The following is a 20,927-nucleotide window of genomic DNA, read 5'->3' as shown; positions in this document are numbered from 1 at the left end:
GATGAAGGGAGGTACGATTAAAAACAATGGCAAAGTTTAAGGAGTTAGGCTTTTCGCCAGGTTTTTTTATAAGAAAAGGAAAAATTTTTATTATAGTAAGCTTGTTTTTAATGATTCTTACAGGGGCACGAATTTTGTGGATTGTGACGTTTCATAATTCACAGCAACCACATGCTATAAATGGACAACTTGATTTACGACAATGGGATGCAAATAAAGGTCGTACGGTTACATTAGATGGGCAGTGGGAGTTTTATCCTGACATTCAGCTAATGAGTGTGGAAAAGGTTATTGACGATAAAGCTCAATTTATCCAAGTCCCGGGTGGGTGGAATCAGTCAATATCAGCCGAGAATTCTCCATACGGCTATGGTTCCTATCGCTTACAAGTTCTTGTCAATCCAAAAGACGAAGTAACCTACAGTGTTCGAATTCCGAGCATTCGAAGTTCTTCAGAATTATATGTAAATGGACGGTTGTTAAGTAAATCAGGTCAACCTGGGAAAACTGCCCAAGAAACGATTGCATATAATATACCTTACTCTGCCTCCTTCACAACGAATGGTCGCAATGTAATTGATATAGTAATTCATGTTGCAAATTTTAAGGATCCCCGTAACAGTGGTATTGTTCGTTCCATAAAATTTGGGAAAGAAGAGGCGATTGCACGCGAGGCGCAATTTTCTGTGACAATGCAGCAAATGGTGGCCATCGTATTTTTGATGCATGCGGTTTATGCACTTATTTTATATCTAGTTGGTAATAGAGAGAAGCGGTTACTCTATTTTGCTCTATTGACCATCAGTGCCATGTTCACTAATTTGCTGGGTAGTGATGAGAAATTATTATCTTATTGGTTTCCGATAAATTATGAATGGGGATTTAAGCTAGTCCACCTTTCTATGGTTAGTCTTGCCTATGCTTTATTACAATGTGTGAAACATCAATTCCCAACTAGTTGGAGAAAATTTTTTCCATATTTCTTTGCCCTTTGTGGTTTATCTATCTTAATGTCACTACTTTTATCAGCTCATTATGTTATAATTCTACAGCCCTTATACACAACTCTTATGGGCATATCGATAACGTTAACGATTATATCTATGTTTTATACGTCCATTAAGAAAATTAAGGATAATACCTTATTACTTTTAGCTATTATGGCATTTGGTAACAACCTGATTTGGTGGGGTTTATTTCTTATAACGGGTATTAAAATTGTTTATTATCCATTTGATTTAATAATAGCGGTAGCCTGCTTTGCTTCATTCTGGTTTAAACGCTATTTTAAGGTTCACTCAGAAGCACATGAATTGACGAAAAAGCTTCAGAGAAGTGATAAGCTAAAGGATGAATTTCTTGCAAATACGTCCCATGAGCTACGAAATCCACTTCACGGTATATTGAATATTTCAAAAGCAGTATTAGAACGAGAACAGTTAACACTACACAATAAAAGTATTAAGGATTTGGAAACTGTTCTTTCTGTAGGTCGCCGAATGACTCTCATGTTAAACGATTTATTGGATACGATGAGTCTAAAAGAACATACATACCGTTTGAAGTATCAAACCTTTTCAATCGATACAGTCGCAACGGGTGTATTAGATATGCTTCAATTTATGACGGAGGGGAAACAAATACGGTTAATAAACGATATTCCTGAAGATTTCCCGCAAGTGTTTGCCGACGAAAATCGCGTCATCCAAATCGTTTTTAATGTTCTACACAATGCTGTTAAATATACAGATGAAGGTACAATTGCTATACGTAGTTTTGTAAAAGACGGACGTGCACAAATTGTCATTTCAGATACTGGCGTTGGTATAGATGAGGAAACGATGAAAAGGATTTTTGAACCTTATGAGCAAGCTTATCTAGGCAATACGATAATTGAAGGTGGATTTGGTCTGGGTCTGAGCATTAGCAAACAATTGGTTGAATTACATGGAGGTACATTGCAGGTTAAATCTGTTCTAGGTCAAGGGTCGGAATTCAGCTTTACATTACAATTAGCCGATGACACAATTGACCAACAAGACGCAGTGAACGTGAGTACAATTCTTTCGTCTTATAATATAGCACGCTCAGCATTGGCCGCGACTGCTATCCATGTTGATGATAGAACTGAACCACAACTCAAGATTGTAGAAAATCGCCCTCGTGTTTTAGTAGTAGACGACGATCCGATTAATCTAAGAGTAATAGAAACCATTCTTACATTAGAAAAATTTGATATAGTAACAGTGACAAGCGGTAAAAAAGCATTGGCTATTTTAGATACTAAAGAATGGGATTTGATTATTTCAGATGTGATGATGCCACAAATGTCTGGTTATGAGTTGACTCGAAGAATTCGTCAACGTTTCACCATTGCAGAACTTCCAATCCTCCTCCTCACTGCGCGGAGTCAGTCACAGGACATTGAAAATGGATTTTTAGCGGGTGCCAACGATTATGTAGTAAAGCCTGTAGATGCCTTGGAAATAAGATCTCGAGTTAGGGCTTTAACTGAAGTGAAACAATCTACTCATGAGCGATTACGAATGGAAGCAGCGTGGCTTCAGGCACAAATACAACCTCATTTCTTCTTCAATACATTAAATGCAATTTTAGCGTTAAGTGAAATTGATATGAAGCGGATGCGTAATCTACTCGAAGCGTTTAGTGACTATTTGAGGGAATCATTTAAGTTTCAAAATCTCGATGAACTCGTGTCAATCGAGGAAGAGTTAAGTCTTGTTCGATCCTATCTTTTTATTGAGAAGGAACGATTTGGAGATCGCTTACAAGTAACCTGGGACATAGAAGAAAATATACAGTTGTTGATTCCTGCGCTAACCATTCAACCAATAGTTGAAAATGCTGTTAGACATGGCATTACGAAGCAAGTTCAAGGTGGGAATATTCGAATTCGAGTTTTAGACTATGTAAACTATGTTGAGATATCAGTGACAGATGATGGTGTTGGAATGGATGAAGTGATGGTACAACGCTTACTGGTAAGGCAAACAGCTAATAAATCTGGCGTTGGGCTATTAAACACAAATCTCCGATTAAAACAGCACTATGGTGAGGGCCTTCAAATTAATAGTAAGCTAGAGGTTGGTACGACGATATCGTTTATCGTTTTAAAAAATAATGCAAAGTCACATTAATTCTTATCATTAACAGACAAAAATGGATTGAATAGAAATTTTTTTGTCGTGTAATTATAGTTAATGGTTTTATAAGTAAGTTTGAACTATAATAAATACCGTTAAATTAACGTTTTGAAAGTGTGTGAATAACAATGAAAGAAAATACAATCTATCTAGATAACAGTGCAACAACTAAACCTTATGAAGAAGTGATGCAAGCATTTATGGCAGTAAATGAGCAGTATTACGCCAATCCTTCATCGATTCATACAATGGGTGTAGAATCAAATGAATTATTAATGCGAGCTCGTGAACAAGTAGCAAATATTTTGCATACTGAGGCAAAAAATGTCCTGTTTACTTCAGGAGGAACTGAATCCAATAATACAGCTATTTTCGGTTTAGCGCATGGTAATACTCATAAAGGCAACCATATTTTGACGACAGAAATCGAACATCCATCTGTGTTAGAATCAGTGAAGCAGCTTGAGAAAGAGGGCTTTGAAATAGAATATCTACAAGTCGACAACATAGGAGTAGTGTCGTTAGATGAGCTAAGACAAAAAGTTCGCAAGGATACTATTTTAGTAAGCATGATGCATGTCAATAATGAGATGGGTGCCATTCAGCCGATTTTTGAAGCGGCAAAAATTATCCATGAAGCAAGTCGTGCCGCATTTCATGTGGATGCAGTGCAAAGCTTTGGGAAATTGCCCCTAACATTTAATGAAGATGAAGGTCCAGACTGTATCACCATATCAGGTCATAAAATTCATGGTTTTAAAGGTTCTGGTATATTAGCTTTTCGTAAAAAAATGCAATGGCAGCCATATGCACTTGGTGGTGGACAGGAATTTGGCTTACGTAGTGGTACAGTAGCTGTCCCGCAAGCTGTTGCATTATCGAAAGCAGCGCGCATTGCAATAGAAACTATGAGCGAACGTGCAAAAAAATATCGTAATTGGCAGGATGAAATATGCACAGAGTTAAAAAAATATGGTGACGCTGTGACTATTTTATCGACACCTCAAGGCGCACCACATATTTTATCGTTTAGTATACGCGACTTAAAAGGTGAAATTATGATAAATGCATTTCAGAAACGTGGAGTTATTGTGTCAACATCTAGTGCATGTTCTTCTAAACAAACGAAAACGAGTCATGTAGTAGAAGCTTTAAACATCGATGAACATTTTAAAAAAGGTGTTATTCGCATAAGCTTTGGTGCTCATGTAACGGACGAAGATATTGCGCAATTTAAACAAGTATTACATGAAGTACTAATGGAACTTAAAGGAGAATATGTTTTATGATTTGGAAAGAAATTTTAATTCGATATGGTGAGCTATCTACAAAAGGACGCAATAAGATGGATTTTATCCGTCGCTTGCGTGAAAATATTCGCCATGCATTTGCAGATTTAGGCCATCTACACATTCGTACAGAGCGAGACCGTATGTTCATTGCAATTCAAGATGAGGCACAAATGGACGTATTACTAAACGGATTACCAAAAATTTTCGGAATCCAATCATTTAGTCCAGTTGCCGCATGTAATAAAGACATGGAAGCAATGAAATCACTAGCGATTACAATTATGGATACATTTAAAAGTGAACCATTGACTTTTAAAGTTGAAGTAAAACGGACAGATAAAACATTCCCATTAGATTCGCATGCTATTCAGCGTGAAATTGGGGGATATGTGTTACCACAGTATCAAAATTTATCAGTTAAAGTGAAAAAACCAGATGTTGAGCTTCGTGTTGAGGTGCGCCATGATGCAACTTATATGATGGCGCAAGTTATTGCGGGTGCTGGTGGCATGCCAGTTGGCTCTAACGGTAAATCTTTATTGATGCTTTCAGGTGGTATCGATAGCCCAGTAGCAGGATATTTAATGATGAAACGTGGCGTTCGCTTAGAAGCAATTCATTTCTTCAGCCCACCATATACAAGTCAAAATTCATTAGAAAAAGTAAAAGTACTTGCCAATGAATTAACGAAATTTGGTGCAAGTATTCGTCTACATGTTATTCCTTTTACAGAGGTTCAAGTTCTTATTAAAGAAAAAGTACCATCAAATGTGTCGATGACAACAACGCGTCGTATGATGTTAAAAATTGCGGACAAAGTACGTGAAGAAATCGGTGCACTTGCAATTGTAACAGGAGAAAGTCTTGGGCAAGTAGCAAGTCAAACACTTGAAAGCTTAACAGCAATTAACGCTGTGACAAGCACACCGATATTACGTCCGCTAATTTCAAATGATAAATTAGAAATCATTGATATTGCGCAGAAAATCGGCACATACGAAACGTCTATTCAACCATTCGAAGACTGCTGTACAATTTTCACGCCGGCTAGTCCAAAAACGAAACCAAAACTTGAAAAAGTGGAGCATTATGAAAGCTTTTCTGATTTCGATGAACTCATTGAACGAGCTGTGAAAAATCGTGAGGTCTATATTTTCCCGAAAAAAGAGCAGCCTGCAGATAAATTTGCAGATCTTTTATAAAAAAAGCCTACAATTGTTTTGCTGTTTATGCAAACTTGAATTTGTTATATATATAGGAAAGAAACCATCTCAAAATTCAATTTTGAGATGGTTTTTTATTGATTGTCAATAGGTTTCCTTTGCAGTTACATTTTACCTATAAAATTTTTGTATTAAAAAACAAATAACGCACATTCTATATTCACAAGGAGGTGAGAAACATGACAAACAACAACAACCGCAGTTCTAACAAGCTTGCAGTACCTGGTGTACAACAAGCACTAGATCAAATGAAATACGAAATTGCACAAGAATTTGGTGTTCAATTAGGAGCTGACGCATCAGCTCGTGCCAACGGTTCCGTTGGTGGTGAAATCACTAAACGTCTTGTACAAATGGCAGAATCTCAATTAAAAGGTATGCCAAACAACAACCAATAAATGCAGCATAAGCATTTATAAACTTAAAACCAGTGACCGTAAAAGGCACTGGTTTTAGTTTGTTTAAATTTGCTTTTTTTATTCCGTTTAAGAAGGTTGAATTGATGTCAAAGTTAAGACAGTATCTTTAATATTTACACTTTCACATATAGCAGAAATTACAGCTATTCCATGTGCACCAGCTTTAAATACTAGTTGTGCATTGGACTCATCAATTCCGCCAATTGCCACGATAGGCAAGTCAGGGTGTTCAGAACGAACTTGTTGTAGAAATTCAGTACCACTTGGAGGTTTGGCATTACTTTTAGAAGTGGTTGCGAAAATAGGACCGATACCTACATAATCAGCTGCGTACTGTAAAGCAGTGTGCACTTCATCTTTTGTATGAACAGACACACCAAGTAACATATCTCCAATTTTCTCGCGGATAACTGCAACAGGAAAATCATCTTGCCCAATATGAATGCCATCCGCACCAAGTTTTAAAGCAAGCTCAATATCATCATTGACGATAAACGGAATATGATACTGCTTACATAGCTTTTGACAACTTTGAGCAAAAATTTCATAAGCTAGCCCAGTTAATGCGTCTGGCCCCTTTTCGCGAAATTGAAACATGGTAATGCCTGATTGTAACGCCTCTTCAAGTACTTCTAATGGAGGTCGTTTATGAACGTTTGCCGAACCCATAATAAAATAGAGCTTTAAATCGTGGTTATTCATGAATAATCACCTCGCAAAAACCTTTGTATTTATGGTAGGCAAAATGATTGGTCGGACCGTGTCCATTGCCAATAGATAAATCATGTGTAATGGCAAGCTGAATAAATTTTTTCGCTTCCAAAATAGCCTGATCTATTGGTAAGTTAGACCCAATAAAAGCTGTTAATGCAGCAGAAAATGTGCAGCCTGTACCGTGTGTATTGTTTGTTGCAATACGTGCCGTTTGCATGGAAAATGATCGACCATCTTTAAAAAATACATAATCAGTCGCAAATTTTTTGTCAGATAAATGACCACCTTTCATGACAACACATCGTGCGCCTAGTTGCAAAAGTGTATGAGCAGCTTGCTTAATTGAAGCTGGGGTATCAATCTTTTTGCCTGTTAATACTTCTGCTTCCGGGATATTTGGCGTAATAACAGTTGCTAATGGTAATAAATAACATCGCAATGCCTCGATTGCTTGTTGTTGCAATAAGCTTTCGCCACCTTTAGCAATCATTACTGGATCAATGATAAGTGGTATATCCAAGTCAGCCATTATATTTGCAATGGTCTGAATAACATCAGCAGAAAAAAGCATTCCTGTTTTGATAGCACTAATTGAAAAATCCTCTAATAGTGCATAAAATTGTTTTTCGATAAAGCTTGGATCAATGGATAAAACATCATACACACCTAATGTATTTTGAGCAGTTAACGCTGTAATCACAGATGTGCCAAATACCTTTAATTCTTGAAATGTTTTTAAATCTGCTTGAATGCCTGCACCGCCGCCACTATCTGAGCCTGCAATTGTAGTCACGATATGCACTATTTTTCACCGTCCTTTGAAAGACGATGTAACTCATTTAAGATAGCAATTTGAAAATCACCAATATATTGAGTAGAGCAAGCAGCATGTTCAGCTATTTTTTTATAGGCCAATAAAGTATTTACTAATTGTTTATATGGCTCATTTTGTGCAACATAAGCGGCTGCGCAAATTGCACTTAATAGGCAGCCTGTCCCTGTGACTTCTGTCATTTGCTGATGTCCCCCATCAATCCAATGCATTTGTTTACCATCAGTTATAAAATCTTTTTCACCGGTCACAATAACTATACAATCATAGCGTTGAGCAACTTGCTTTGCCTCATCCTCAATACAAATTGACCCGCTGCCACTGTCGACGCCTTTTTGTTGCCAATTTACATTGGCAATAGCAGCAAGCTCACCAATATTGCAACGAATAACAGCAAATTTAACTTGCGTTAATAAATGCTGTATTGTTTTTTTGCGAAAAGTAGTCGCTCCTGCACCAACGGGATCTAAAATAATTGGGATGCCAAGTGTATTGGCCATTTCTCCCGCACGTAACATAGATTCTTTTGTACGATCATTTATCGTACCCGTATTTAATAATAGCGCGGAAGCGATTTTTACCATTTCTGTAACTTCATCGATTTCATCGGCCATTACAGGAGAAGCACCAATTGCCAGTAAGCCATTTGCTTGAAAATTGGCCACGACATAGTTTGTGATACAGTGAATAAGTGGCTGTTGTTTACGTATTGTTTGTAAAATCATAGTAAGTCCTCCTTTTTGGGTGGACGTAAGCATGCAAAAAAAAGCTCTTTTCGTGCAAAGAGTACACGTAAAAAGAGCTTTTCATCAATAACAAGATGTATTGCTCCCTACGTCAGTATTAACTAACAGGTTCAAAGGGTCAGGTTTTACCTTCTCAACTCAAGACGAGTCCCCCTGCAATCATGATTTTAGTTGACCAAAATGTACCATACTTTTTCTCCGTGTTCAATAGCGATTTCCAATTATCATAAAAGCAGTGACTGTTGCCATATAAAGAAGTATGATAGTTGTCATGACTTTTCAAAATTAAGGCTTCTTCCATTGAAAATCAAGAAAAATGAGTTTTATAATGGGCATAGCGAAGGGGGCATATGCCATGAATAGACAAGATTTACTCGCACCAGAGTGGTATAACATTGCAGAAGAAATTGAAAAGTATGCACAGAATCCAACCAAAAATGCTTTAATAGTTTATAACGAAAACGAAGATATACAATATATTACATATGCAACTTTACTTGAAAAGGCAAATCAGACAGCACATGTATTCACATCTCAAGGATTAGTCAAAGGAGATGTAATTTTAGTTATGGTGCCAAGATCAGTTGAGGCGTACATTGTTTATATTGCTGCATTAAAGGCTGGCTTAACGATTATTCCAAGCTCTGAGATGTTGCGTGCAAAGGATATAGACTATCGAATCACACATGCTGATGCAAAGGCGGTTATTGCCTATGAGCCATATATTGAACAATTTGATGAGGTGGAAAATTTAGAGGACGTGCAGCAGTTTGTCATTGGTCAGGCACATGCACCATGGCATCCTTTGCTAGAGCAAATGAAAAATAAACCCACTACCTATACAAGCGCCACACCAACGAAATGTACGGATCTTGCATTTCTTGCCTACACAAGTGGCACAACAGGCAATCCAAAGGCTGCTGTTCATACACACAGTTGGGGTTACGCACATTTGCGGACAACAGCACCAAATTGGTTAGGCGTTGAAGAAAATGATATAGTGTGGGCTACTGCAGCTCCAGGGTGGCAAAAATGGATATGGAGTCCATTCCTTGCAACATTGGGTAGTGGAGCAACAGCTTTTGTTTACAAAGGAAAATTTGATGCAGCTACATACTTAACGTTACTTGAAAAATTTAATATTAATGTTCTGTGCTGTACGCCCACTGAATATCGTTTTATGGCAGCACTTGAAAATTTACAACACTACAATTTGAGTAGCATTCGTCAAGCTGTATCTGCAGGAGAACCGCTGAACAGTGAGGTTACGAAAATATTCTTACAAAACTTTAAACTTCAGGTACGTGATGGCTACGGTCAAACTGAAAATACATTACTTGTTGGAACAATGGTAGGTATGGAGCCACGTGTTGGCTCAATGGGTCAACCAACGCCGGGAAATACGGTAGAAATTATTGATGATTTTGGTAACCCTGTTGCAGATGGTGCCGTTGGTGATATAGCGGTTCATCGTGAAACACCAGCATTATTTAAAAAATATTTTAAAGACCCAGAACGTACAAGCTTACAATTCCGTGGTGATTGGTATATCACTGGAGACCGTGCATATAAAGATAAAGATGGTTATTTTTGGTTTGAGGGACGTGGTGATGATGTCATTATTTCTTCAGGCTACACCATTGGACCATTTGAGGTTGAAGATGCATTAATGAAACATCCAACTGTGAAAGAAGTTGCAGTAGTTGCGAGTCCTGATGAAGTACGTGGTAATATTGTAAAGGCATTTGTAGTATTGCATGATAGAAGAATAGGCATTGCATCACTTATTCAAGAACTCCAAGATCATGTAAAAGCATTAACAGCGCCCTACAAGTATCCACGTGCGATTGAATTTGTTGAGGAGTTACCAAAGACCGCATCGGGTAAAATTCGCCGTGTCGAACTACGTCAGCTTGAAAAGTATCAGTATACGCAAAAATAATTTCCTAGGAAATAATGTCGAAAATCAAAGTTCATGCCAAATTTATGAACTTTGGTTTTTTTTATGTATAAAAAGCTTTTTTATGGCAAAATGTATAAGATAAAACTATTGCATAATATTGCAAAAAAGTGAAACATTTTAGACGTTGACACGTATAAGGTGTTGAGGAGGCGGAAAGACATGAATGTTAAAAGGTGGGTAGCCTTAATTATTGCAAGTGTATTATTGGTAGTTTCACTAGGTATTAACACCGTATTTGCAATATTTAAAGCAGACTTCTTTGGTAGTTTTGACAGCTTAATGGCTGGCAATAATTTAGAAGTATTTGAAACGGTGATTGAGGGTGAGGATTATAATAAACGAATCGCGTACTTAAAAGTCGATGGGACGATTCAAGATATTGGGTCTAGTTCCTTATGGCAGCCGGTAGCTTATGATCACCAGTTTTTCTTAGAACAATTAGACAATATTTTATATGATGAAACAGTACAGGCAGTTGTGTTGAGTGTTAATTCGCCAGGTGGTGGTGTAAAAGAATCAGCAGAAATTTATAAAAAGCTGTTAGAAATTAAAGAGGAGCGCCAAATTCCGATTTATGTATCAATGGACTCAATGGCAGCTTCAGGCGGTTATTATATTGCCGCACCTGCAGATAAAATTTTCGCGCATCGCGATACGATAACAGGCTCTATTGGCGTTATTATGCAATCAATTAATTACCAGGAGCTAGCAGAAAAAGTGGGCGTGAAATTTCAGACATTTAAATCAGGTGAACATAAGGATATGTTAAGCCCGATGCGTGATGTTACGGAAGAAGAACGTGCGATGATGCAAGATATGATTAATGAAACCTACGAAGAATTCGTTGATATTGTTGAAAAAGGTCGTAATATGTCTGAAGCCGATGTTAAAAAGGTAGCGGATGGTCGAATTCTTGGAGGAACAAAGGCACTTGAAGCAGGCTTAATCGATGAAATCGGTGATGAAGAAGCAACGATTGCCGCTTTACGTGCTGATTATGGTTTAGAGGATGCAGCACTGTTTGAATACACATACGATATGGGTGGCTGGCAGTCTTATGTTGGCATGAAGATTGGTTCAATGTTTGGTCCATCTGCTGAGGAAAAAATGCTAATGAAGATTATGGCTGACTATAGAGCGCCAAAAATGATGTACTTATACGGTGAATACTAAGGAGGGTGTACCATGACAAATAATGAATTCGTTATACAAGGGCAACCCTCTTTTGATTTAGAGCGTTTTCCTGATAAGGAAGAAACGCTGTTAGCAACTAAACACTACGCATTAAAAACGGCAGGCTTTTGGATACGCCTTTGGGCCTTCTTATTGGACGGCCTCATTATTAGTGCTGTTGTCGGCATACTTGTTAACCCGATTTTTTATTTAATGGATTGGTCGTTATCGGAAACAGTATGGTATGCACCAATTTCAATTATTTCAGCGATTATATATTATGGCTATTTCGTATTGATGACGAAATTTCTCGGTCAAACTTTAGGGAAAATGGCTTGTGGTTTGCGTGTTGTGTCATTAAAGCATGATAAGTTAACATGGTCAGATGTGCTTTTCCGAGATTGGATTGGCCGCTTTATTAGTAATATCTTTATGCCACTGTATATTTTTGTAGCGATATTGCCAGACAATCAAGGCTTACATGATTTTTTTGCGGAGACAACAGTTGTCCATGAGAAAATTTATGTAGAAAAAAAAGAAGAGTCTATAGCTTCACCTCTTCAGAAGAAAGTTCCTGAGCCTGAAAAACTGGAACAAACGATAGATGCAAAAATAGAAGAGTGATGATTGGGCTGTCTCAATTTTTTTGAGACAGCCCTTTTTAATAATTCACAACAGTATAAAGGATAGAAAATTCCCAAACAATGACGTGTCAACAACAGAAATGGTATGATAAAAATTCCAATAATTTTATCAATACAATTAAAGCTAGAAACTAAATCACTCGGACTTAAAAAGATCATTTTTCAGTTTAAGCTGTCTCAGTTGCAATTAATTCCCTACATTTAGTAAGATTATGTACATATGATGAAGGAGGCGTTAATATGGCACAAGTAACATTTAAAAATGGTCCAGTAACACTAGTAGGGAACGAAGTAAAGGTTGGAGACCAAGCACCAGATTTCACTGTATTAGCTAATGACTTATCAGCTGTTTCTTTAAAGGATTCAGAGGGGAAAATTCGTTTATTTAGTGTTGTCCCATCATTAGATACAGGTGTATGCGATGCGCAAACACGTCGTTTTAATGAAGAAGCAGCAAATTTAGGCGATAATGTCGTTATTTACACAGTATCTGTGGATCTACCATTTGCACAAAAACGCTGGTGTGGCGCTGCAGGCATCGATGCCGTTCAAACAGTTTCTGACCACCGTGACCTGTCATTTGGTGAAGCATATGGCGTGTACATTCAAGAATTACGACTTCTAACTCGTGCCGTATTTGTTGTGGATGCTGCAGGTAAAGTAACGTATGTTGAATATGTTCCAGAAGCTACAGATCATCCAAACTATGAATCAGCAATTGCAGCTGTAAAAGCACTAGCATAATCTGCTTCTTTTAGGCTAAGATAATACTAGACAAAGGAGCTGTGACAAGTTTTTGTCACGGCTCCTTTCTGCGTGAAAGGAAGTTTTGTATGGAAAAAATCGAGAAATTATTTGCAATGCTGAATGAGCATGCCGAAAAGCAAGAAAAAGAGCACAATACAACACTATTAGAGGGCATACTGGATGGTTTAGAGGCATGGCTAGATGGAGAAGTCGATTTCTCACAGCAAGGTGCGACGAAAGAAGATGTACGAAAAGCAATTCAAATTGCCATTTTAAAGGGAATGCGTAAAGGCTCTCAGCCAAATCATCAAATGACGCCAGATACGCTTGGTTTATTAGTCGGCTATTTTGTTGAGCAAATTTTTGCAGAGCGTTTAGAAAAAGAAAAAATTTCTATAATGGATCCAGCGGTTGGTACAGGTAATTTACTATTGACGGTTATGAACCTATTAGATGGGAAAACCGAAGCATCGGGTGTAGAGGTAGATGAGTTACTCATACGTTTAGCAGCAGCAACTGCAGACTTAACGGAGCAACCCGTATCACTATTCCGCCAAGATGCACTACAGGATTTACTAGTAGATCCTGTGGATGCAATTGTTTGTGATTTACCTGTTGGTTATTATCCAAATGAAGAGGTAGCATTGGATTACGAAGTGTGTGCACCAGAAGGAATGAGCTATGCACATCATTTGTTCATTGAGCAGTCTGTTAATTATACAAAGGACGGCGGTTATTTATTTTTCCTAGCTCCAACTCATCTTTTTGAATCAGAGCAATCAAAGCAATTGCATAAGTATATTCAAAAACATGCATGGATTCAGGCTATTATCCAATTACCAGATACAATGTTCGCGAATAAAGCACATGAAAAAAGCATTGTTATTTTACAAAAGCAAAGTGAGCATTTTAAGGCGCCAAAAGAGGTGTTACTTGCGAAGGTACCAAACATGCAAAATAAACAAGCGCTTGCCATGTTCTTCGAAAAAGTGAAAATGTGGCAAGAGGGGAAATGACCGGACGCATGTTCTAAAATAATAGATTAAAAAAGGTATCCAAGAGTCCTTGGATACCTTTTTATGTATTACTTAATTACCTTCTGGTGTACGGATAACAAGAACGTCGCATTTAGCTGAACGTACAATTGCTTCAGAAACAGAACCGATTAGGAAACGTTCTACAGCGTTAAGACCAGTAGCACCACAGATGATTAAGTCTGCATCTACAATGTTTGAAAGCTCTTTTGTGATGATATTTTTTGGAGAGCCGTATTCGATTACAAGGTTTACATTTGTTAAGCCTTCTTCTTCAGCTTGCTTTTTGTAACCGTTTAATAAATCTTCAGAGAATGCTTGTGCGCGTTCTGCGATTGAACGGTCATATGCTTCAATTGCAGCAAATGAACGAGTATCAATTACATTTACTAGATTTAATACAGCACCCTCGTTTCGTTTGGCAACGTCGATTGATTTACGGAAAGCGTATTCAGCTTCCTTTGAACCGTCTACAGCAACTACAATGCTTTTATAATGATTAGCCATTTGTATTACCTCCCTATATTTATATTCTGATTATACCAAATGATTGTCTAAAGGAAATACTTTCCGCAAGAAAAATTGTGAAAAACTAAAGGCATTTACTACGAAACCCTTATTTCTTTTTAATAATCAAAATATTAATTATTTTAAAAATGTTATAAATTTAATTTGAAAACGCTTTAATTAAAGCAATTTTTGCACTTATTTGGTAAGATGGAAGTGCACAAGGGGTGTATCAATTATGCGAAGGCAAAATTGATGATACGATGCTTATTTCATAGGTGACGGAAGGGGACAGGAAATATGAAGATTGGTATTCCTAAAGAAATTAAAAACAATGAAAATCGTGTAGCAATGACACCAGCAGGGGTTGTAACATTAACACATGCGGGCCACGAAGTGTACATTGAAGCAGGAGCTGGTCTAGGCTCAAGTTTTACAGACGCTGATTACCTAGCAGCAGGTGCTCACATTGTCGCAACAGCAAAAGAGGCATGGGCACAGGAAATGATTTTAAAAGTAAAAGAGCCTGTAGCATCGGAATACGATTATTTTTATGAAGGCCAAATATTATTTACTTATTTACATTTAGCGCCAGAGCGTGAGCTGACGCAGGCACTTTTAAATAAGAAAGTCGTAGGTATTGCCTATGAAACAGTACAGTTAGCAAATGGTTCTTTACCGTTATTAACACCAATGAGTGAAGTTGCTGGAAAAATGGCGACACAAATTGGTGCACAGTTTTTAGAAAGAAATCATGGTGGTAAAGGGATTTTACTGGGAGGCGTATCTGGCGTGCCACGTGGTAAAGTAACCGTTATTGGTGGTGGTATTGCTGGAACAAATGCAGCAAAAATAGCTGTTGGGATGGGTGCAGATGTCACTGTCATTGATTTGAGTCCAGAGCGCTTACGCCAAATAGAAGATTTATTTGGTCGTGAAGTTCAAACATTAATGTCCAACCCTTATAATATTGCGGAATCAGTGAAAAGTTCCGATTTAGTCATTGGTGCTGTCCTAATTCCTGGAGCCAAGGCACCAAAGCTTGTATCGGAGGAAATGATTCTTTCTATGCAGCCCGGTTCTGTAGTGGTTGATATTGCAATTGACCAAGGAGGAATTTTTGCAACGTCTGATCGTGTAACTACACATGACGATCCTACGTATATAAAACATGGTGTTGTACACTATGCTGTAGCAAATATGCCAGGTGCTGTACCACGTACGTCAACAATTGCTTTAACAAATAATACAATTCCATATGCATTGCAAATTGCTAATAAAGGCTATAAGCAAGCATGTATCGATAATCCGGCACTGAAAAAAGGCTTAAATACATTTGACGGACATATTGTTTATAAAGCAGTTGCAGACTCACAAGAATTACCATACATCCATGTCGATGATTTAATGACATTAAGCTAATTGAAGCGGTAGGACTTGCATCTTTGCCGTTTAACATGTGAACTAGTTATCTAGCATAAAAAGGGAAGCATCATTGAAAAATGGATGCTTCCTTTATTTGTTTTATTACTTGAATTGAAGGTCAAAGCCAAATAACGCTAAGACTTGCTCCAATACCTGCATAAACCAAGACTTTGAGACCTTAAGGTTAAAGATTTAGCCTATAGAACAAGTAATTCTTTTGGGAATTTTGTAAGGACTTCTACGCCATCTTTTGTGACAACGACATCGTCTTCGATACGAACACCCGTAACATCAGATTTGTAAATGCCTGGCTCAATAGTGAAAACCATACCTTGCTCCATTGTCATATCATTTGCACCTGTCACAGATGGAAATTCATGTACAGAAATACCGAGACCATGACCGAGTCGATGCGTGAAATATTCGCCGTAGCCAGCTTCAGTAATTGTATCGCGTGCAATTTTATCTAAGTCCATTGCACGAACACCAGGTTTAACAGCTGCAATCGCATTGCTATTAGCTGCTAGTACTGCATGATATATTTCCTTCTGTGCTTCTGTAGGTTCGCCAAAAGCAACAGTACGTGAAATATCAGAGCAATACCCCTCGTAGATAACACCAAGGTCGAATAATATCATGTCGCCTTTTTCTACTTTGCGGGCACCTGGTTTACCATGAGGGGAAGCCGTTTTCGTGCCACTTAAAACCATTGTTTCAAAGGACATCTTACAGCCTTTTTCTTGAATAGCACTTTCAATCGCTGTTAAAATTTCCATTTCTGTTTTGCCTTCAGCAATCTCTTTGCAGCCAACTTCAATCGCATAGTCTGCTAGTTCAGCTGCTTTTCGTAATTTATTTAACTCCTCTTCATCCTTAATAACGCGCAAAGCATTAATTTTCTCATCAAGGCGAACAAAGCTTGCCTCAGGGAATGAGTGCTGTAAAGCCTCTAAACGCTCTACGATGAGCTGTGCTTTTTCAATTGCAAATGTTGAAGGATTTCCTGTGCGTGCCTTGATAGCTTGTGCAAGTATTTCCATTGCATTTTCTGTATCCTGGTGACCAATGACTTCATATGGCCATCCAGCATCCTTAGCATCGGGAACCTCCATTTGAGGACAAATTAAAAATGGCTCAGACTCTTTAAAAATCATCACCCCTAGTAATCTTTCATGGGGATTGCTTTTAAAGCCCGAAACGTAAAAGACATTATCAGGTGTCGTTACAAAAGCAGCATCAATTTGATTTTTTCGTAAATAGTTTTGAATTTCTTCAACCTTTGACATAATCATTTCCTCCTCTATAGCACTATATAGTTTTTATCCTGTACAAGCATATCAAAAAAAGGGAAAAAGCGCATGGGTAGCGAATTAAATTGATGAAGCAAAAAATGTAATGCAAGGAGGAATGACAAATGGAAATAAGTTATCATGGACATTCTGTTGTCAAGATTCAAACAAACAGCAAGACGATATTAATTGATCCTTTCATTAATGGAAATGGACTAACTGATTTACAGATTGCACAAGAAGCGCCGGATATTATTTTACTGACACATGGGCATAATGACCATGTAGGTGACACAGTGGAGCTAGCTAAGAAAAAGGATGCACTTGTCATTGCACCAAATGAGCTGGCAAACTGGCTTTCATGGCAAGGGGTAAAAACGCATCCTATGCATATTGGAGGGGCGAAAGAGTTTGAATTTGGTAAAGTGAAATTTACGCAAGCCTTCCATGGCTCTTCTTATACAACTGAAAATAATGAAATTATTTATATGGGTATGCCAGCGGGAATATTATTATTTATTGAAGGCTTAACGATTTATCATGCAGGTGATACGGCATTATTTAGTGATATGAAACTAATAGGTGAACGACATCCAATTGATGTAGCATTTTTGCCAATTGGTGACAATTTCACGATGGGGCCAGAGGATGCAGCTTGTGCCGTGTCATTTTTAAAGCCAAAAATTGTCGTACCAGTGCATTACAATACATTCCCTCCAATTGAGCAAGATCCGCAAATCTTTGCAGATTTAGTGCAAAATGCAGAGGTGCAAATTTTAAAAGCGGGTGAAAAAGTAAACTGTTCCTAATTTGTGGCGTCGCTGTACTATATAGGGTGACATCGCGTGCATAGTTGAAACGATGGGCAAAGTTAAACAATTTCATCACTTTATACTCAATATTTTTATAAAAAATATGGTACACTAAGAGCAGAATTGATTGCTTGAGAGATAGGTGATATTTTGTCTACAAAACATGAGAAGATTTTACAATACATCGAGTCACTACCCGTGGGCGATAAAATTTCAGTACGTCAAATTGCAAAAGAAATGCAGGTAAGTGAAGGAACAGCTTACCGTGCCATTAAGGAAGCGGAAAATCGCCGATTAGTTAGCTCGATTGAACGTGTCGGAACGATTCGTATTGAGAAGAAAAAGAAAGAAAACATTGAGCGATTGACTTTTGCTGAAATTGTTAATATTGTAGATGGCCAAGTCTTAGGTGGTAAAACAGGTCTACATAAAACGTTAACAAAATTTGTTATTGGTGCAATGCAATTAGAAGATATGATGCGCTATACAGATGCAGGGAGCTTACTTATCGTAGGTAACCGTATAAGAGCACATGAAAATGCGCTTCGTGCAGGTGCTGCTGTCTTAATCACCGGTGGTTTTGATACAACGGAGGATAATAAACAGCTGGCAGATTCATTAGATTTACCGATAATTTCTACGAGCTACGATACTTTTACAGTAGCGACAATGATTAACCGTGCAATTTATGACCAGTTAATTAAAAAAGATATATTATTTATTGAGGATATTTATGTTCCAATGACCGATACATCTGTGCTTCGAAATGATGAAATGATTCATCATTTCCATAAGCTGAATGAGCGTACGACGCATGGTGCATTCCCAGTAGTAACAATGAATAATAAACTGGTCGGTATGGTGACAGTAAAAGACGTTATTGGTAGGGAAGAAGACGAGCTAATTGAAAAGGTCATGACGAAAAATCCAATAGCGGGATCCATGAAAATGAGTGTTGCTTCTGCGGGGCACCGTATGATTTGGGAAGGCATTGACCTACTGCCGATTGTCAATGATGATAATGTTTTACAAGGCGTTATAAGTCGCCAAGATGTACTAAAGGCATTACAACTTGCACAACGACAGCCACAGCACGGAGAAACAATTGATGATTTAGTAAAGAATGAGATGAAGGTGCTTGGCGATGAGGATTTAATTGTTGAGTTTAAAGTAACACCGCAAATGACCAACCAATATGGGGCGATTTCTTACGGAGCATTTACAACGCTACTTGCTGAGGTTGGTTCATTTGCATTGAAGCGTCGTAAACGTGGAGATGCAGTGGCAGAAAACATGACAATTTACTTCATTAAGCCTGTGCAAATGGAAAGCACCCTTACTGTTAAACCTCGAATTTTAGATATGAGCCGTAAGTTCGTGAAGATGGACTTCGAAGTATTTAATCAACAAGTACTTGTCGGTAAAGCCATGATGATGTTCCAATTGCTGGAGCGTTAAGCATACAAAAAAGGGATGGACTAGCGCATTTACTAGGTCATCCCTTTATAGCATTATCGAGTTTTTCACCGGCAATGAATCGCCGACTTAACATGGTCAGTAAAAAGAAATCAGACTCTGGTTAATGTCCGATTAAGTCATTACTTATTGGTTAATGCGGAATTCTTCTTTAACATACTGACCATAGTGACGAACCTTTTTTACATTTTCTAAAATAACAAAGATGCCTAAAACGACAAGAATTGCTACAATAATAAAAGTATACGTACTAGGGAATAGATACGCTTGGTTTAAGGCGAATAATAAAATAAATGCGCCTAGTCCTACGTTTGCTTTACTTTTATACCAATTTTTAGCAATTGGTAAAGTAGAACGGAATTGTCTCGTTTTAAAATAAAAATAAAATACAAACGCTATGATAATCGCAAACACAAAAATTAAATTGAGCATAGTAAACCTCCTAGCATAACTAGTCATTATTGTAACGATAATTTAAGAAAAATGCTAACGGTTATTACTATCAATTAGGGGGAAACAATTTTGAAAAGACAAATCATTGACACAATTGCTTCATATGAAACAATCGTTATTCATCGACACGTACGCCCGGATCCCGATGCATATGGGTCACAAATTGGCTTAAAGGAGCTACTTTTAGCGAATTACCCAGAAAAGAAAGTTTATGCAGTTGGTGAGCATGATACGTCCTTGTCATTTTTAGCAATGCCAGATCAAATTGACGATCATGTTTATGAAGATGCTCTAGTCATTGTTACAGATACAGCGAACACTGAACGAGTAGATGATCAACGCTATACGAAGGGCAAAATGGTCATTAAAATTGACCATCATCCAAATGATGATGCATATGGAGACTTATTGTGGGTCGATACGACAGCGAGTTCATGTAGTGAAATGATTTATGAACTTTTTGAGGAAGGCAGAGAAATTGCCAATTGGAAGCTATCTGCTGCAGCGGCAAGATTATTATTTGGTGGAATTGTCGGAGATACTGGTCGCTTCCAATTTCCGAGTACGACGGTTAAAACTTTTAAAATTGCTGGCGAGCTTATTACATATGACTTTGATCGAAATCAAATCTTCGATGGTATGTATGAAATGGAACGCAAACTATTAAATTTACAGGGCTATATTTATCAGCACTTCCTAATGGACGATAATGGTGCAGCTTTTGTCAAGCTTACAAAGGAAGTGCTTGCAAAATATCATGTGGTTCCATCAGAAGCATCACTTTTAGTAGGCTGTCTTGGAAGTGTAAAGGGGATTTGTGCATGGGTAGTCTTTATTGAAGAAGACAATCAAATACGAGTTCGTTTACGTTCAAAAGGTCCAATTATTAATACATTGGCTAAGGAATTTAATGGTGGCGGTCATCCACTCGCTTCAGGGGCAACTGCGTATTCATGGGAAGAAGCGAACCGTGTAACGACACGTTTACAGGACATCTGTCAGGCATACCAATAA

General features: G+C 37.8%; 19 protein-coding genes and 1 riboswitch. Of the genes, 13 read left to right on the top strand and 6 right to left on the bottom strand.

All coding sequences use genetic code 11. The annotated features are described in order from the left end of the window. The first annotated feature begins 26 nt into the window (after positions 1-26). The 4 genes from C9J31_RS17560 to C9J31_RS17545 all read left to right on the top strand — a co-directional run bounded on the left by C9J31_RS17560 (position 27) and on the right by C9J31_RS17545 (position 6,077). Positions 27-3,158, top strand: a complete 3,132-nt coding sequence (locus C9J31_RS17560; RefSeq protein ID WP_107949828.1) for a sensor histidine kinase — start codon at positions 27-29, stop codon at positions 3,156-3,158. A 134-nt stretch (positions 3,159-3,292) separates the two neighbouring features. Further along, positions 3,293-4,453, top strand: coding sequence for a cysteine desulfurase family protein (locus C9J31_RS17555; protein WP_107949829.1), 1,161 nt, complete (start codon positions 3,293-3,295; stop codon positions 4,451-4,453). After that, positions 4,450-5,658: a tRNA uracil 4-sulfurtransferase ThiI gene (thiI, locus tag C9J31_RS17550; protein WP_107949831.1), complete on the top strand. Its 1,209-nt coding sequence runs from the start codon at positions 4,450-4,452 to the stop codon at positions 5,656-5,658. Before C9J31_RS17555 ends, thiI begins: the two co-directional genes overlap by 4 nt. 200 nt (positions 5,659-5,858) lie before the next feature. Further along, complete coding sequence (locus C9J31_RS17545) at positions 5,859-6,077, top strand: alpha/beta-type small acid-soluble spore protein (protein ID WP_010860203.1); 219 nt, start codon at positions 5,859-5,861, stop codon at positions 6,075-6,077. A gap of 87 nt (positions 6,078-6,164) precedes the next feature. On the opposite strand, the gene thiE is transcribed toward C9J31_RS17545, so the two are convergent. From thiE to thiM, 3 genes are read right to left on the bottom strand one after another with little or no spacing between them, the layout of a single operon-like run. Continuing rightward, positions 6,165-6,800, bottom strand: a complete 636-nt coding sequence (thiE, locus tag C9J31_RS17540) for a thiamine phosphate synthase (protein ID WP_107949833.1) — start codon at positions 6,798-6,800, stop codon at positions 6,165-6,167. Next, on the bottom strand, positions 6,793-7,614 hold the full coding sequence (thiD, locus tag C9J31_RS17535) for a bifunctional hydroxymethylpyrimidine kinase/phosphomethylpyrimidine kinase (RefSeq protein ID WP_107949835.1): 822 nt from the start codon (positions 7,612-7,614) through the stop codon (positions 6,793-6,795). Before thiD ends, thiE begins: the two co-directional genes overlap by 8 nt. Beyond that, on the bottom strand, positions 7,614-8,369 hold the full coding sequence (thiM, locus tag C9J31_RS17530) for a hydroxyethylthiazole kinase (protein WP_107949837.1): 756 nt from the start codon (positions 8,367-8,369) through the stop codon (positions 7,614-7,616). The genes thiD and thiM overlap by 1 nt, the downstream gene beginning before the upstream one ends. A gap of 87 nt (positions 8,370-8,456) precedes the next feature. Then, positions 8,457-8,555: riboswitch (TPP riboswitch) on the bottom strand. A gap of 190 nt (positions 8,556-8,745) precedes the next feature. Between thiM and mbcS the strand changes: the two genes are divergently transcribed. The 5 genes from mbcS (at position 8,746) to C9J31_RS17505 (ending at position 13,933) form a co-directional block, all read left to right on the top strand. Next, positions 8,746-10,332, top strand: a complete 1,587-nt coding sequence (mbcS, locus tag C9J31_RS17525) for an acyl-CoA synthetase MbcS (protein WP_107949839.1) — start codon at positions 8,746-8,748, stop codon at positions 10,330-10,332. Between the two features lie 180 nt (positions 10,333-10,512). Beyond that, on the top strand, positions 10,513-11,526 hold the full coding sequence (gene sppA, locus C9J31_RS17520; protein WP_107923387.1) for a signal peptide peptidase SppA: 1,014 nt from the start codon (positions 10,513-10,515) through the stop codon (positions 11,524-11,526). A gap of 12 nt (positions 11,527-11,538) precedes the next feature. Next, positions 11,539-12,150 carry an RDD family protein gene (locus tag C9J31_RS17515; protein ID WP_107949841.1) on the top strand — a complete coding sequence of 204 codons (612 nt, stop codon included), beginning with the start codon at positions 11,539-11,541 and terminating at the stop codon, positions 12,148-12,150. A gap of 260 nt (positions 12,151-12,410) precedes the next feature. Beyond that, positions 12,411-12,914: a thiol peroxidase gene (gene tpx, locus C9J31_RS17510; protein ID WP_107949843.1), complete on the top strand. Its 504-nt coding sequence runs from the start codon at positions 12,411-12,413 to the stop codon at positions 12,912-12,914. A gap of 89 nt (positions 12,915-13,003) precedes the next feature. Beyond that, positions 13,004-13,933: a class I SAM-dependent methyltransferase gene (locus C9J31_RS17505; RefSeq protein ID WP_107923389.1), complete on the top strand. Its 930-nt coding sequence runs from the start codon at positions 13,004-13,006 to the stop codon at positions 13,931-13,933. 72 nt (positions 13,934-14,005) lie between these two features. Here C9J31_RS17505 and C9J31_RS17500 read toward each other — a convergent pair whose 3' ends face one another. Then, positions 14,006-14,458 carry a universal stress protein gene (locus C9J31_RS17500; RefSeq protein WP_107923390.1) on the bottom strand — a complete coding sequence of 151 codons (453 nt, stop codon included), beginning with the start codon at positions 14,456-14,458 and terminating at the stop codon, positions 14,006-14,008. A gap of 300 nt (positions 14,459-14,758) precedes the next feature. On the opposite strand from C9J31_RS17500, the gene ald reads away from it, so the two are divergent. After that, positions 14,759-15,880, top strand: a complete 1,122-nt coding sequence (gene ald / locus C9J31_RS17495; protein WP_107949845.1) for an alanine dehydrogenase — start codon at positions 14,759-14,761, stop codon at positions 15,878-15,880. A 200-nt stretch (positions 15,881-16,080) separates the two neighbouring features. On the opposite strand, the gene C9J31_RS17490 is transcribed toward ald, so the two are convergent. Further along, the gene (locus tag C9J31_RS17490; RefSeq protein ID WP_107949847.1) at positions 16,081-17,169 is read right to left on the bottom strand and encodes a M24 family metallopeptidase; all 1,089 of its coding nucleotides are present in this window, start codon (positions 17,167-17,169) and stop codon (positions 16,081-16,083) included. Positions 17,170-17,297: 128 nt separating this feature from the next. On the opposite strand from C9J31_RS17490, the gene C9J31_RS17485 reads away from it, so the two are divergent. Both C9J31_RS17485 and C9J31_RS17480 read left to right on the top strand, forming a co-directional pair. Continuing rightward, positions 17,298-17,981, top strand: coding sequence for a metal-dependent hydrolase (locus tag C9J31_RS17485; RefSeq protein WP_107949849.1), 684 nt, complete (start codon positions 17,298-17,300; stop codon positions 17,979-17,981). Positions 17,982-18,134: 153 nt separating this feature from the next. Next, on the top strand, positions 18,135-19,442 hold the full coding sequence (locus C9J31_RS17480) for a DRTGG domain-containing protein (RefSeq protein WP_107949851.1): 1,308 nt from the start codon (positions 18,135-18,137) through the stop codon (positions 19,440-19,442). Between the two features lie 144 nt (positions 19,443-19,586). Here the strand turns inward: C9J31_RS17480 and C9J31_RS17475 are convergent, their stop codons facing one another. Beyond that, positions 19,587-19,892 carry a YtpI family protein gene (locus C9J31_RS17475; RefSeq protein WP_107949853.1) on the bottom strand — a complete coding sequence of 102 codons (306 nt, stop codon included), beginning with the start codon at positions 19,890-19,892 and terminating at the stop codon, positions 19,587-19,589. Positions 19,893-19,982: 90 nt separating this feature from the next. On the opposite strand from C9J31_RS17475, the gene C9J31_RS17470 reads away from it, so the two are divergent. Continuing rightward, positions 19,983-20,927, top strand: a complete 945-nt coding sequence (locus C9J31_RS17470; protein ID WP_107949855.1) for a DHH family phosphoesterase — start codon at positions 19,983-19,985, stop codon at positions 20,925-20,927.

It is taken from the genome of Lysinibacillus parviboronicapiens (assembly GCF_003049605.2).
GTDB lineage: Bacteria > Bacillota > Bacilli > Bacillales_A > Planococcaceae > Lysinibacillus > Lysinibacillus parviboronicapiens.
This window is presented reverse-complemented; position numbering and strand designations above follow the sequence as displayed.

What these genes read in the sequence shown, in the direction of transcription:
- C9J31_RS17560 (WP_107949828.1), top strand. Translation starts at nt 27, where the DNA reads ATGGCAAAGTTTAAGGAGTTAGGCTTTTCGCCAGGTTTTTTTATAAGA.
- C9J31_RS17555 (WP_107949829.1), top strand. Translation starts at nt 3,293, where the DNA reads ATGAAAGAAAATACAATCTATCTAGATAACAGTGCAACAACTAAACCT.
- thiI (WP_107949831.1), top strand. Translation starts at nt 4,450, where the DNA reads ATGATTTGGAAAGAAATTTTAATTCGATATGGTGAGCTATCTACAAAA.
- C9J31_RS17545 (WP_010860203.1), top strand. Translation starts at nt 5,859, where the DNA reads ATGACAAACAACAACAACCGCAGTTCTAACAAGCTTGCAGTACCTGGT.
- thiE (WP_107949833.1), bottom strand. Translation starts at nt 6,800, where the DNA reads ATGAATAACCACGATTTAAAGCTCTATTTTATTATGGGTTCGGCAAAC.
- thiM (WP_107949837.1), bottom strand. Translation starts at nt 8,369, where the DNA reads ATGATTTTACAAACAATACGTAAACAACAGCCACTTATTCACTGTATC.
- mbcS (WP_107949839.1), top strand. Translation starts at nt 8,746, where the DNA reads ATGAATAGACAAGATTTACTCGCACCAGAGTGGTATAACATTGCAGAA.
- sppA (WP_107923387.1), top strand. Translation starts at nt 10,513, where the DNA reads ATGAATGTTAAAAGGTGGGTAGCCTTAATTATTGCAAGTGTATTATTG.
- C9J31_RS17515 (WP_107949841.1), top strand. Translation starts at nt 11,539, where the DNA reads ATGACAAATAATGAATTCGTTATACAAGGGCAACCCTCTTTTGATTTA.
- tpx (WP_107949843.1), top strand. Translation starts at nt 12,411, where the DNA reads ATGGCACAAGTAACATTTAAAAATGGTCCAGTAACACTAGTAGGGAAC.
- C9J31_RS17505 (WP_107923389.1), top strand. Translation starts at nt 13,004, where the DNA reads ATGGAAAAAATCGAGAAATTATTTGCAATGCTGAATGAGCATGCCGAA.
- C9J31_RS17500 (WP_107923390.1), bottom strand. Translation starts at nt 14,458, where the DNA reads ATGGCTAATCATTATAAAAGCATTGTAGTTGCTGTAGACGGTTCAAAG.
- ald (WP_107949845.1), top strand. Translation starts at nt 14,759, where the DNA reads ATGAAGATTGGTATTCCTAAAGAAATTAAAAACAATGAAAATCGTGTA.
- C9J31_RS17490 (WP_107949847.1), bottom strand. Translation starts at nt 17,169, where the DNA reads ATGTCAAAGGTTGAAGAAATTCAAAACTATTTACGAAAAAATCAAATT.
- C9J31_RS17485 (WP_107949849.1), top strand. Translation starts at nt 17,298, where the DNA reads ATGGAAATAAGTTATCATGGACATTCTGTTGTCAAGATTCAAACAAAC.
- C9J31_RS17475 (WP_107949853.1), bottom strand. Translation starts at nt 19,892, where the DNA reads ATGCTCAATTTAATTTTTGTGTTTGCGATTATCATAGCGTTTGTATTT.